The 12,839-nt window shown below is 67.6% G+C and carries 8 protein-coding genes; 5 read left to right on the forward strand and 3 right to left on the reverse strand.

Translation table 11 applies throughout. From position 1 onward, the window contains the following. Window positions 1-165 precede the first annotated feature (165 nt). The gene (locus tag O9335_RS00625; RefSeq protein ID WP_298381995.1) at window positions 166-1,911 is read left to right on the forward strand and encodes a methyl-accepting chemotaxis protein; all 1,746 of its coding nucleotides are present in this window, start codon (window positions 166-168) and stop codon (window positions 1,909-1,911) included. A 563-nt stretch (window positions 1,912-2,474) separates the two neighbouring features. Here O9335_RS00625 and O9335_RS00630 read toward each other — a convergent pair. After that, window positions 2,475-3,959 carry a YdiU family protein gene (locus O9335_RS00630; protein WP_298381998.1) on the reverse strand — a complete coding sequence of 495 codons (1,485 nt, stop codon included), beginning with the start codon at window positions 3,957-3,959 and terminating at the stop codon, window positions 2,475-2,477. Between the two features lie 40 nt (window positions 3,960-3,999). Next, a complete protein-coding gene (locus tag O9335_RS00635; protein ID WP_298382001.1) occupies window positions 4,000-5,331 on the reverse strand; it encodes an alkaline phosphatase PhoX in 1,332 nt (443 codons plus the stop codon). Window positions 5,332-5,637: 306 nt separating this feature from the next. On the opposite strand from O9335_RS00635, the gene O9335_RS00640 reads away from it, so the two are divergent. Together O9335_RS00640 and O9335_RS00645 are read left to right on the forward strand one after the other, a co-directional pair. Beyond that, on the forward strand, window positions 5,638-6,237 hold the full coding sequence (locus O9335_RS00640) for a chalcone isomerase family protein (RefSeq protein WP_298382003.1): 600 nt from the start codon (window positions 5,638-5,640) through the stop codon (window positions 6,235-6,237). A gap of 65 nt (window positions 6,238-6,302) precedes the next feature. After that, the gene (locus tag O9335_RS00645) at window positions 6,303-6,650 is read left to right on the forward strand and encodes a DUF4870 domain-containing protein (RefSeq protein WP_298382006.1); all 348 of its coding nucleotides are present in this window, start codon (window positions 6,303-6,305) and stop codon (window positions 6,648-6,650) included. Window positions 6,651-6,857: 207 nt separating this feature from the next. Here O9335_RS00645 and udk read toward each other — a convergent pair whose 3' ends face one another. Further along, window positions 6,858-7,517, reverse strand: coding sequence for a uridine kinase (gene udk, locus O9335_RS00650; RefSeq protein WP_298382009.1), 660 nt, complete (start codon window positions 7,515-7,517; stop codon window positions 6,858-6,860). Window positions 7,518-8,318: 801 nt separating this feature from the next. Here udk and icmF point away from each other — a divergent pair. Further along, entirely contained in the window at window positions 8,319-11,603 is a 3,285-nt protein-coding gene (icmF, locus tag O9335_RS00655; protein WP_298382012.1) for a fused isobutyryl-CoA mutase/GTPase IcmF, read from the forward strand. Beyond that, a complete protein-coding gene (locus tag O9335_RS00660; protein ID WP_298382015.1) occupies window positions 11,600-12,790 on the forward strand; it encodes a CoA transferase in 1,191 nt (396 codons plus the stop codon). Before icmF ends, O9335_RS00660 begins: the two co-directional genes overlap by 4 nt. The last annotated feature ends 49 nt before the right edge of the window (window positions 12,791-12,839 follow it).

Here is a 12,839-nt window from a genome sequence, read left to right on the forward strand (position 1 = left end):
AAGAGGGCCCACTTCAAGCGGGTGTTGCCCACGTCCACGGCCATCAGTCGCATGAAGATGTCACCGATTCCACAGTTTGCGTTGGGCAAAGAGCCTACCAGCGGCCGACGGCATGGCCAGCGAACCTAATATGCAGGCCACCGTTGACAAGCTTCTGGAGCGCGCATGCCCAAGAAAAGTTGGTCTCTCGCCACTCAGATGTGGATGCCCGTGATCGCCCTGATCGTGATCCTGGCCATCACGGCCTTCTTGTTGGTGGGGCGCACCTTGCGCCTGATCGACGAATCGAAAGAGCAACAGGCCGTCCAGCAAGACAAGCTGGAATTGAGCTTGAAGCTGGTGGCGTGGAGCGAGTCGCACGCGGCGCTGTCCACCGCGGTGGCACTGGCCACCGACGACAGCATCAAGGCACCCCTGGTGGAGCAGCACCGCGCAGCCAGCCAAAGGCTGAGCGACGGCGCGGGTCAGTTGGCGCGTCTGGTGAGCCTGCCGCAAGAGCGGCAAACCATGGAGCGCTTGCAGACAGCCCTGACGGCCTATGCAGCCCCGGCCAACCGAGCCGCCGGCGCCGACGTGACGGCTTGGCGGGCGGAAACCGCCCCGTTGCAACGGGCCTTGATGGAGGCTGCCGACGCCATGCGTCAGTTGCAAGCCCGGCAGGAGGCCGAGTTGCGGAGCGAGATCAGTGCAGCCCGAATGAAGAGCACCTACGCGGTGCTGGCCGTTGTGATCGTCGTGGCCATTGCCTTCTCCAGCAGCACCTTTTACCTGGTGCGAACCATCATCAACCCCGTGAAGTCGGCCATCGGGCTGGCTGAACACATTGCCGAAGGCGACTTGACCCGGGACGTGCGGGTGGACCGCGGCGACGAGTTGGGCGACTTGCAAAAGGCCCTGGCGCTGATGCGCGACGGCTTGGCCGACATGGTGACCAAGGCCCACGAAGGCGCCGACAGCGTTCAAACGGCGGCCGCAGAGATCGCCAGCGGCAACATGGACCTGAGCCAGCGCACGGAAACCACCGCAGCGCATGTGCAGCAAACCAATTCGGCCATCAACGATTTGGGCGTCGCCGTGCGCCACAGTGCCGAAAGCGCCGCCACCGCCAACCAATTGGCGCAAAGCGCTGCCGCCGTGGCGCAACGTGGGGGCGAAGTGGTGGGCCAGGTGGTCAGCACCATGGAACAGATCAACACCAGTTCCAAGAAGATCGCCGACATCATCGGCGTCATCGACGGCATCGCCTTCCAAACCAACATCCTGGCCTTGAACGCCGCGGTGGAAGCGGCGCGCGCCGGTGAACAAGGGCGTGGCTTCGCCGTGGTCGCGGGCGAGGTGCGCAGCCTGGCCAGCCGCTCGGCGGAAGCGGCGCGTGAGATCAAGAGCCTGATCAGCGCCAGCGTGGAGCGCGTGGAAGCCGGCACCCGGCTGGTGGCCGATGCCGGCAGCACCATGGATGAGCTGGTGGGCAACGTCAACAAGGTGTCCGACGTGATCGGCGAGATCAGTGCCAGCACGGCCGAGCAGAACGAACACTTGAGCGGCGTGGCTGGCAGCATGGTCCAACTGGACCAAATGTCGCAAAGCAACGCGGCCCTCGTCGAAGAAGGCGCGGCCGCGGCCGAGAGCCTGAAAGACCAGGCCGTCAAATTGCACCAACTGGTGAGCCGCTACCGGGTGGCTGGGGCCAGCAGCCGCGCGCCAGCCGTACCCGCCAAGGCCGTCGCCCCACGACCCACCGCGCCGCCAACGACGACCAGCCTGGCCCCTGCGCCCCGCGTTGCCGCGGCCAAGAAGCCCCGCCCCGTCACAAGCTCAGCGGCCAGCCCCCCCGCAGCATCTGCACCTGCGCCAGCACCGGCCGCAGCCGTGACACCCTCAGCGCCTGACGGCGACTGGGAAACCTTCTAAGCACGCAACACGGCGCTGAGCGCTGGGTGGATAGGGGAGCGGCGCGACCCAGGACCGCCGCCCGCCCTCGCGTCTGCGCGGCAGAAGCCCAGGCCGGCCCGTTTCTGCCCAATGGGCAGCCCCGATCAAAAGAGAGGGAAACGGGGGGCCGCGGAGGTCGGTGGGCTGGTGACGACTTCCACGTCCGGCAGGCTCCGAGCCATGCAAAAAAGAGGGCGTCACAACCAGGACGGTGGTTTGCTGGGAGACATTCAGCGCACCATCGCCCTGGTTGGACGCCCTTGTCCAACACAGCTCACTCACCCTCTGCCTTGCGGCATCGGGCTTTGTCACCCACCCCGTTGCGGGTGACGCCCTATCCAATGCAGGAGCTGTGCCAGCTTTTTCCGCGGGTCATGTCGCCCCATTTGCGCCGATTTGGTGCGCCAACCCAGTGGAGTCGCACCAGACCAGGATCCCACTCGCTGCATCTGGTGCACCACCGCAGCAGGTCGCACGGGCGGGGCGCCCTGGGAGCAAACGCGGCCCTCATCCCCGCCATGATCGACAAGATTCGCGCCGGATCAGGTGCCGCAAAAGGTCCGATAGCAGGCCGTCACCGCCGGCGGCGCCGGCTCGGCCAGGTCAGCGTCGTCCAACCGCTCCTCGAATGGCCGCTGCAAGGCCGCCAGCAAGCGCTGGAAGGGCGCGAGGTCACCGTCGTCTGAGGCCGCCTGCAGAGCCGCCTCCACCCCGTGGTTGCGGGGGATCAACCAGGGATTGGCCGCGCGCAGGCGCCGGGCCACTTCGGCGGCTTCGCCTTCTTGGGCCCAACGCGCACGCCAGCGCGCCAGCCAGGGGGCCAGGGCCTGGGGCTCGGCGGCCAGCGCGCGCAAGGGGACCTCGTGGCCTTCAGCGGCCGCGGCCAAATGGCGCCAGGCCAGGGTGAAGTCCATGCGCTGGGCCTGCATCAGCACGAGGAAGTCGTCGGCGAGCCCCGAATCCCCGGGCTGCTCACTGCGCAGGCCCAGCTTGGCGCGCTGGCCGGCGCGCCACTGCGCGTCGAACAGGCCGGGGAAGGCATCGATCACCGCCGTGGCCTGGCCCACGGCGGGCTCTGGGTCCTCATCCACCCCTGGGAACAGGGGCAGCAGGGCCTCGGCCAGCCGGGCCAAGTTCCAGCGTGCGATGGCAGCCTGGTTGCCGAAGGCGTAGCGGCCCTGGCGGTCGATGCTGCTGAACACGGTGGCGGGGTCGTAGGCCTCCAAAAAGGCGCAGGGGCCGAAGTCGATGCTTTCGCCCGAGATCGTCATGTTGTCGGTGTTCATCACGCCGTGGATGAAGCCCAGGTTCATCCACGGCGCGATGAGCGCCGCCTGCCGCTCGGCCACGCCTCGCAGCAGGCGCAGCGCACGGTCGGGCTCGCCCACGGCGTCGGGTTGGTGGCGGGCCACGGCGTGATCGAGCAAGCGCTGCAGGGCTTCTGTGTCGCCTCGCGCCGCGAAGAATTGAAACGTGCCCACGCGCAGGTGGCTGCTGGCCACGCGGGTGAGCACGGCGCCGGGCAGGGTCTCGTCGCGGTGCACGTCTTCGCCAGTGGCCACCACGGCCAACGCGCGGGTCGTGGGCACGCCCAGCGCATGCAGGGCCTCGCCGATCAGCGCCTCGCGCAACATGGGGCCCACCGCGGCCTTGCCATCGCCGCCACGCGAGTACGGCGTGCGGCCCGAGCCCTTGAGTGCCACATCGCGCCGCCGACCCTGGGTGTCGATCAGCTCGCCCAACAGCAGGGCACGACCGTCGCCCAACTGCGGCGAAAACCCACCGAACTGGTGGCCAGCATAGGCCTGCGCCAGAGGCTCGGCGCCCTCAGGAACGACGTTGCCCCCCCACACCGGAGCGCCCGCCTCGCCGCCCCAAACCGCCGGGTCCAGACCCAACGCCCGTGCCAGGCCCTCGTTGAAGTAGAGCGAGCGCGGCGCAGCCACGCGCTGCGGACGCCAGTGGACGTACATCCCGTTGAGCTCGCGGGCATAGCGGTTGTCGAAGGGCAAGGCAGGAAAGCGCATGGGGCGCAGTCTGCGTCATTCCCCTCGGGCGCGTCGGTGCTCAGGCGAACGGGCCCGTGATGGCGACGGAAAACCCCGGCGTGTAGATGTTGGCGAACAAGGTACGGCCGTCGGGACTGAAGCAGGTGCCGGCCCATTCAGCGCCGCGGAAATCGCCAGTCAGGCCCGGCAACTCGCCGTGAAACACGGCGTTGTTGCGCGCCAATTCAAAGAGGCCACCCTCGCGCGTCATGCCGAACAAGCGCTGCACCGGCTGTTTGGAGTCCTCGCACAGCACGATGGCGCCGGTCGGACTCAGGCAAATGTTGTCGGGGTAGTCCAAGACCGAGCCTCCCGGTGACTCGTAAAACAGCTCCAGCGTCTGCTGGCTGGGTCGCAGCCGCCACACCTGCCCACACTGGGCGTTGCCGCCATCGGTGGAGGTAAAAAACACCTCGTCGCCCTGCACGAACACGCCTTCCAAGCGGCTGAACAGGCTGCCGCCCTGCGCCAAGCCCTGACGCAACACGCCATCGCGACCTCCGCTTTCGGGGTCGATGCCGCGCTCGGGCCGGTCAATGTCCACCCAGTCCACGTCCCACCGCTGACCCGCCCGCAGACCTCGCCGCAAGTCGGGTTGGCTGCGCACGCGCAACATCTGCAAGACCCCACCGGCCGACAAGCGTCCGGGCACCTTGGGGCGCAGCCGGTAGAAGCCGGCAGGGCGCTGGTCTTCGGTCAGGTAGACCGTGCCATCGGCGGGATCCACCACCGCGGCTTCGTGGACGAATTGCCCCAGGGCCGTCAGCGGCTGGGCCGATGACACCCCGTCAGCCGGCACCTCGAACACAAAGCCATGCGGACGCTCCAGCCTCAAACCCTGCCCTGGGTTCGACACCCGCTGGCCGGCCGGATTGACGGTTTCCTCGCAGCTGAGCCAGCTGCCCCAAGGCGTGGTGCCGCCTGCGCAATTGACCAAGGTGCCCGACAGCGAACCCCGGGCCTCGATCAACTCGCCCTTGGCGCGGTCGTAGCGCAGCGTGACGGTGCCACCCCCGCACAGCGGGTCGTAGTGCGATGCCTTGGGGCCGAACCCGCCGCCGAAAGCGCGCAGTTCGTGGTTGCGCACCAGGGTGAACACCTCGCCGTGCACGGCAACGATGCCCATCCCGTCGGCAGCCCCGGGGATGCTTCCCCCGTTGCTCAAGGGCTGGGTGATCCAGCCGAAACTGCGATAACTGAAGCCCTCCGGCAGCATGAGCAGCGGCAGGCCTGTCGTGCCATCCAGCACCGCCCGCAGCGGACCATGGCCCGGCGCGCGAGTCCCTGGACCAGCACCCCCCTGCGCCCGAGCGGCAAAGGCGGCCGCCAGGGGGCTCAATGCCAGCCCCATCGCGCCATGAAGCCAACGGCGACGCGAGGTCGATGAAGGAGCGGGGAGGAGGGTCATGGGCCGAGGACCGGATACAGAGTGCTGATTTTTGCCCTCATCGAATCCCCTCACGGGTCGCCGGTGCACCCGCTGGGGTGCCCCTGAGGCCGCCGCAACCGCCGGCTGAAGGTGGGCTGCGTCCCCCTGCGACATTTGCCACGTCGCCTGCTGGGGAACACCCTCTAAGAGCGGGTTTCGCCCGAGAAGAAGCCCCGCAGGTGTTAGGCAACATTTGTCACCCCGTTCAGCGACAGCCCCCTTCCGCCCATGCGACTCCTTGCCCCAAGCCTGTTGGCCATCGCCCTCCTTGCCTTGGCCGCACCTTCCGCTGTGCGGGCGCAGGCCTCGCCCACGGTCGATGTCGGCGGCGTGCCCGTCCCCGTGGACAACTTCGTGGTGGGTCACCGCGTGCCGCTCAACGGCGCCGGCGTGCGTGCTGACGGCGACACCAAGATGTACGTGGCCGCGCTTTACATTTCGCGCAAAACCCGCAGCCTCGTGGAAGTGGCCGGCGCACCCGGACCCAAGCGCTTGCATGTGCACATGCTGCGCGAGATCGACGGAAAGGCCCTGGGCGCCTCGCTGTCGCAAGGCATGAACAGCAACCTGTCGTCGCGTGAGGTCTCGGCCTGCTTGCCCGGCGTGCTCAAGATGACCGAGTTGTTCGCCACCAAGAAGAAGCTGAACACCGGCGAAAGCTTCACCCTGGATTCCGTGCCGGGGCAAGGCACCGTGGTGCGGGTCAACAACGAGAAGGCCGCCACGATCGAGTCTCGCGAGTTCTTCGGCTGCATGCTGCAGGTCTACCTGGGCGAACGACCGGTGGATGCCCCGTTGAAGGCCGCCTTGCTGGGCGGCAAGCGCTGAGCGCCAAGTCGCCCCGGTACGATGCGTGCCATTCGTCACACCCTTTGAGGGAAAGGAACCCGCGCATGGACAACAACGCAGTCGACACGGCCAGTGTGTCCCAAGACTCGAAAAACATGGCCCTGCTGGTCTGGATCGGCACGATCTTCTTCGGCTTCATCCCCAGCTTGATCATGTACCTGGTCAAGAAGGACGACGCCTACGTGCAAGACCAGTCCAAGGAAGCTTTGAACTGGTCCATCACGGCCATCATTGGCTACTTCGCCGGCGTCATCCTGACCTTCATCCTGATCGGGATCCTGGTGCTCATGGCGGTAGGCATCTGCCACCTCGTGTTTTGCATCCTGGGTGCGGTGGCCGCCTCCAACGGCAAGCCCTTCCGCGTGCCGTTCGCGATTCGCTTGATCAAGTGAGGCCCGCGGTGGCGTTTGGCGCCACCGTGCTGCGCCCACCCCACCCCGACGGTGGTTCCAAGGCCTGAGAGCGTCTCGCCCTCAGGCCTTTTGCGTCAATCGGCGCTCCAGTTCGTCCATCAACCCCTCCCTGCGCGGGATCGGCACCGTCAAGAGCACCACCCGATCCATGGAAGCGCTATCGGCGCGATGAAGCCGCACCGCCACTCAAGCACTGGGTGCTGTCGCGCCCTCGAGGTCGCGCAGCAGGCTCTTGACCTTGGTGGTGATGATGTCCACCGCCGGCCCGTTGGCCCCGTGCGGCAGGATCACATCGGCATTGCGCTTGGTCGGCTCGATGAACTGCTTGTGCATCGGCCGCACCGTTTCCAGGTACTGGTTCACCACGCTTTCGGTGCTGCGCCCGCGCTCCGTGATGTCGCGCTGCAGTCGGCGGATGAAGCGCACGTCCGAGGCCGTGTCCACGTAGATCTTGAGCGACATCATGTTGCGCAGCTTGGTGTCGTACAGCGCGAACAGGCCCTCCACCAGGATGATCGGCGCGGGCTTGACGGTGATGGTCTCGTGCGAGCGGTTGTCGGCCGCAAAGTCGTACACCGGCATCTCGATGGCCTCGCCCTTGCGCAGCGCGGCCAGGTGCTGCGCCATCAGCGGCCAGTCGAAGGCGTCCGGGTGGTCGTAGTTCTGCTGGCGCCGATCTTCGGGCGGCATGTGCGACTGGTCGCGGTAGTAGTCGTCCTGCATGACCACCGCCACGCGGTCTTCCCCCACAGCGGCCAACACCTGGCGGGTGACGGTGGACTTGCCGCTGCCGCTGCCCCCGGCGACGCCGATGACGAAAGGTTTGGGGGCGTGGGGCTTGGGCATGGCAGGGGCAGGACGACAAAACGGCAAGCGATTGTCTCAAGCGGCCCCGGTTGGTTGATCTTCGGCAGAACTGCCGGGCCGATTGGCAGCCCGTCACGATGCGGTTCTCCCTTCATAGCACCACCCTGCTGTCGGAACTCTGCCCCAGGCTTGAGGTCAATGCCCCGTGGGCGAATCGCTTGCCTCCCCGTGGGTCCCGCTTTTCCCAGCGCCTACGAAAGCCAGGACCACTCGAGACCCAAGGGCCAAAGCCAGCAGGAGCAGCAGAAACGCCACGAGCAGGAGGTCCAGTGCCCCGGCAACGCCTTCTCCCGACCCCCCTACCGAGAGGCAGGTCTGCCCGTAGACACCCGGCTTGCATATCTGCAGGGACAGCCAAACGGTGCCAGCCAAGGCGCCCGCCAAGCTGCCCAACAGCCAGCGCCACTTCGAACGCCAGAACAGCCCCCACAGGCCCCAGAGACCACCGACCACCACCACCAGCAAGAGGCCCAGGCCGGACAACACGCCCCCAACGAGCCCTTCTCCGCCAAGTGCATGGGCCGCAAAGGGCATCAAGCCAAGCGCTCCCACCCACCCACCAACCTTGTTCATGACGCCCCCTTTTCCATGTCGCAGCGCATTCTGAGGGCCTGGGGCTCCACAAGGATCCCCCAGCCTGAGGGGCGAAGGAGCTAGCACGGTCGACTTCGAGGACAGCGCCCGAAACCCCAAGAAACCTAAACTGCCACCCCCGCCCTCCCGGCCGGTGCTCACGAGGCGCCGCGCGCGACCTGGGCCGAACCTTGGAAGACCCGATCCATGACCGACCTCTCCTCCGAAGCCAAAGCCTTGGCCAGCTACAAGCCCGCCCACAAGGTGCGCTTCGTCACCGCCGCCAGCCTGTTTGACGGGCACGACGCCGCCATCAACATCATGCGGCGCATCCTTCAAAGCATGGGCGCGGAGGTGATCCACCTCGGGCACAACCGCTCGGTGGACGAAGTCGTCACCGCCGCGTTGCAAGAAGACGCGCAGGGCATCGCGGTCAGCAGCTACCAGGGCGGCCACGTCGAGTACTTCAAGTACATGGTGCAGCTGCTGAAGGAACGCGGCGGAGCGCACATCCAGGTGTTCGGTGGTGGCGGCGGCGTGATCGTGCCGGCCGAGATCGCCGACCTGGCCCAGCACGGCGTGCGCATCTTCAGCCCCGAGGACGGGCAGCGCATGGGCCTGGCCGGGATGATCGGATCGATGGTGATGGCCTGCGACCGCGACCTGTCGCCCCTGGCCCCCAAGGCCCTGAGCGCCCTGCAAGGTCACACCGAAGCCGCGTGGCGCGCGCTGGCGCAAGCCTTGACGGCGCTGGAAAACCGCCAAGCCGACCCAGCCTTCACCGCCGCGCTGCACGCCGCGCCCAAGACGGCCCCGGTGCTGGGCATCACCGGCACCGGCGGCGCGGGCAAGTCCAGCCTAACGGACGAGCTGATCCGCCGCCTGCGCCTGGACCAGGACGACCGCCTGCGCATCGCCGTGATCTCCATCGACCCCAGCCGCCGCAAGAGCGGCGGCGCGCTGCTGGGCGACCGCATTCGCATGAACGCGATTTCGCCATGGAGCCAAGGCCCGCGCGTCTTCATGCGTTCCTTGGCCACGCGCGACTTCGGCAGCGAGATCAGCCAGGCCCTGCCCGACTGCATCGCCGCCTGCCAAGCCGCGGGCTTTGACCTGATCGTGGTGGAGACCAGCGGCATCGGCCAGGGCGACGCCGCCATCGTGCCGATGGTGGACATCCCCATGTACGTGATGACGCCCGAGTTCGGCGCGGCCAGCCAGCTCGAGAAGATCGACATGCTGGACTTCGCCCAGTTCGTGGCCATCAACAAGTTCGACCGCAAGGGCGCGCAGGACGCGCTGCGCGACGTGGCCAAGCAGGTGCAGCGCAACCGCGAGGCCTGGACGGTGAGCCCCGACACCATGCCGGTGTTCGGCACCATGGCCAGCCGCTTCAACGACGACGGCGTGACCGCGCTGTACCAAGCCCTCAAGGGCGCGCTGGCCGAGCGCGGCCTGGCCCTGGGCGAAGGCCGCCTGCCGCTGGTGAGCACGCGCCACAGCACGCACCAGGTGCCCATCGTGCCGCCCGCGCGCACCCGCTACCTGGCCGAGATCGCCGACACCGTGCGCGGCTACAAGGCCCGCGCCCGCGCCCAAGCGCGCCTGGCGCGCGAGGTGCAACAGCTCAAGGCCAGCCAGGCCATGCTGACCGCAGCCAACCCCGAGAAGAACGGCGCCGTGAACGCCCTGGGCGACCTGGCGGCCGAGCGCGAAGCGCGCTTGCTGCCTGAAGCCCGCAAGCTGCTGGACCAGTGGCCCGCGCTGCAAGCGGCCTACGCCGGCGACGAGTACGTGGTGAAGATCCGCGACAAGGAGATCCGCACCCAGCTGGTGCAGCAGAGTTTGAGCGGCACCAAGATCCGCAAGGTGGTGCTGCCGCAGTACGAGGACCACGGCGAGCTGCTGAAGTGGCTGATGCTGGAGAACGTGCCCGGCAGCTTCCCCTACACGGCCGGCGTGTTCGCCTTCAAGCGCGAGGGCGAGGACCCGACCCGCATGTTCGCCGGCGAGGGCGATGCCTTCCGCACCAACCGTCGCTTCAAGCTGGTGAGCGAGGGCATGCCGGCCAAGCGGCTGAGCACGGCCTTCGACTCGGTCACGCTCTACGGTGCCGACCCGGCCCCGCGCCCCGACATCTACGGCAAGGTGGGCAACAGCGGCGTGAGCATCGCCACGCTGGACGACATGAAGGTGCTGTACAGCGGCTTCAACCTGTGCGACCCGGCGACCAGCGTCAGCATGACGATCAACGGCCCCGCGCCCACGATCCTGGCGATGTTCATGAACACCGCCATCGACCAGCAGCTGGAGAAGTTCGAGCAAGACAACGACCGCGCACCGAGCGACACCGAGGCGGCCAAGATCCGCGAATGGGTGCTGGCCAACGTGCGCGGCACCGTGCAGGCCGACATCCTCAAGGAAGACCAGGGCCAGAACACCTGCATCTTCAGCACCGAGTTCTCACTCAAGGTGATGGGCGACATCGCCTCGTACTTCGTGCACCACAACGTGCGCAACTTTTACTCGGTGAGCATCAGCGGTTATCACATTGCCGAGGCGGGCGCCAACCCCATCTCGCAGCTGGCCTTCACGCTGAGCAACGGCTTCACCTTCGTGGAGGCGTATCTGGCGCGCGGCATGCACATCGACGACTTCGCGCCCAACCTGAGCTTCTTCTTCTCGAACGGCATGGACCCGGAATACACCGTGCTGGGCCGCGTGGCGCGCCGCATTTGGGCCACGGCGATGCGCGACAAGTACGGCGCCAACGAGCGCAGCCAAAAGCTGAAGTACCACGTGCAAACCAGCGGCCGCAGCCTGCACGCGCAAGAGATCGCCTTCAACGACATCCGCACCACGCTGCAGGCGCTGATCGCCATCTACGACAACTGCAACAGCCTGCACACCAACGCCTACGACGAGGCCATCACCACGCCCACCGACGAGAGCGTGCGCCGGGCCATGGCCATCCAGCTCATCATCAACCGCGAGTGGGGCCTGGCGAAGAACGAGAACCCCAACCAGGGCGCCTTCGTCATCGACGAGTTGACCGAGCTGGTGGAAGAGGCGGTGCTGGCCGAGTTCGAGCGCATCGCCGAGCGCGGCGGCGTGCTGGGCGCCATGGAAACCGGCTACCAGCGCGGCAAGATCCAAGACGAGTCGATGCACTACGAGATGCTGAAGCACACCGGCGAGTACCCCATCATCGGCGTGAACACCTTCCGCAACCCCAAGGGCGACCCGGTGCCCGAGCACATCGAGCTGGCGCGCTCTACCTCCGAAGAAAAGCAGTCGCAGCTCACCCGCCTGACCGACTTCCAGCAACGCCACACGGCGGCCAGCGGCCCCATGCTGCAGCGCCTGCAGCAGGCGGTGATGGACAACGCCAACGTGTTCGAGGTGCTGATGGACGCGGTGCGCGTTTGTTCGCTCGGTCAGATCACGAACGCGCTGTTCGAGGTGGGCGGGCAGTACCGCCGCAACCTGTGACGACGCGGCCTCCTGGCTCACCGAGCGGCGCCCTGGCCGGCGTGCGCGTGCTCGACCTCAGCCGCGTGCTGGCCGGCCCCTGGAGCACGCAGATCCTGGCTGACCTGGGGGCCGACGTGGTGAAGGTGGAGCGCCCGGGCACGGGCGACGACACGCGCGCCTGGGGGCCGCCCTTTGCAGGGGAATGCTCGGGGGGCAGCTCGCAAGAGTCGGCCTATTACCTGAGCGCCAACCGCAACAAGCGCAGCATCGCGCTGGACCTGCACGACCCCAGCGACCAGGCCACGCTGCGCGCGCTGGCGCAGAAGGCGCACGTGGTGGTGGAGAACTTCAAGCACGGCGATCTGGACCGCTTCGGCCTGGGGCCGGCGCAGTTGCTGGCCCTGAAGCCCTCGCTGGTGGTGTGCTCCATCACCGGCTACGGCCACACCGGGCCGATGCGCGACGAGGCCGGCTACGACTTCGCCATCCAGGCCGAAGGCGGCCTGATGAGCGTGACCGGCGCGCCCGAGGGCGAACCGCAGAAGGTGGGCGTGGCGGTGGCCGACCTGTCCACCGGCCTGTACGCCGCCATCGGCATCCTGGCCGCACTTCGCCACGCCGAGGCCACGGGCCAGGGCCAGCACCTGGACCTGAGCCTGCTGGACGTGCAGGTGGCCATGCTGGCCAATCTGGGTGCCAGCCACTTGGTGAGCGGTGCCGTGCCGCAGCGCCTGGGCAACGCGCACCCGACCATCGTGCCCTACCAAGCCTTTGCCACGGCCGACCATCCGCTGGTGGTGGCCGTGGGCAACGACCGGCAGTTCGCTGCGTTTTGCCAGGTGCTGGGCCGCGACTGGCACACGCAAGTCGAGTTCGCCACCAACCCCGATCGCGTGCGCCACCGCGCCACGCTCACGCCGCAGATCGCCGAGCGCCTGCGCGAGGCGCCACGGGCCCACTGGCTGGCGGCGTTGCACGCGGCCAAGGTGCCCTGTGGCCCGGTGCAGCGCATCGACGAGGCCCTGCGCGACCCGCAAGTGCTGGCGCGCGAGATGGTGTGGCCCAGCCCGCACCCGGCCCAGCCCGACTTGAGGCTGGTGGGCAGCCCGCTGCGGCTGAGCGCCACGCCCACGGCGCTGCGCCGAGCCCCGCCGCTCTTGGACGCGGATCACGAAGCCATCCTGCGCGACTGGCTGGGGCCCTGAGCGGGAGGGAGCCAAAAGCGAAGTTTTGAACCGGCGGTCAAAGTCTTGA

This window comes from Inhella sp., from assembly GCF_027532025.1.
Classification (GTDB): domain Bacteria; phylum Pseudomonadota; class Gammaproteobacteria; order Burkholderiales; family Burkholderiaceae_C; genus Inhella.

Excerpts from the sequence above, each read along its gene's own strand:
- O9335_RS00625 (WP_298381995.1), top strand. The coding sequence starts at position 166 with ATGCCCAAGAAAAGTTGGTCTCTCGCCACTCAGATGTGGATGCCCGTG.
- O9335_RS00630 (WP_298381998.1), bottom strand. The coding sequence starts at position 3,959 with ATGCGCTTTCCTGCCTTGCCCTTCGACAACCGCTATGCCCGCGAGCTC.
- O9335_RS00635 (WP_298382001.1), bottom strand. The coding sequence starts at position 5,331 with ATGGGGCTGGCATTGAGCCCCCTGGCGGCCGCCTTTGCCGCTCGGGCG.
- O9335_RS00640 (WP_298382003.1), top strand. The coding sequence starts at position 5,638 with ATGCGACTCCTTGCCCCAAGCCTGTTGGCCATCGCCCTCCTTGCCTTG.
- O9335_RS00645 (WP_298382006.1), top strand. The coding sequence starts at position 6,303 with ATGGACAACAACGCAGTCGACACGGCCAGTGTGTCCCAAGACTCGAAA.
- udk (WP_298382009.1), bottom strand. The coding sequence starts at position 7,517 with ATGCCCAAGCCCCACGCCCCCAAACCTTTCGTCATCGGCGTCGCCGGG.
- icmF (WP_298382012.1), top strand. The coding sequence starts at position 8,319 with ATGACCGACCTCTCCTCCGAAGCCAAAGCCTTGGCCAGCTACAAGCCC.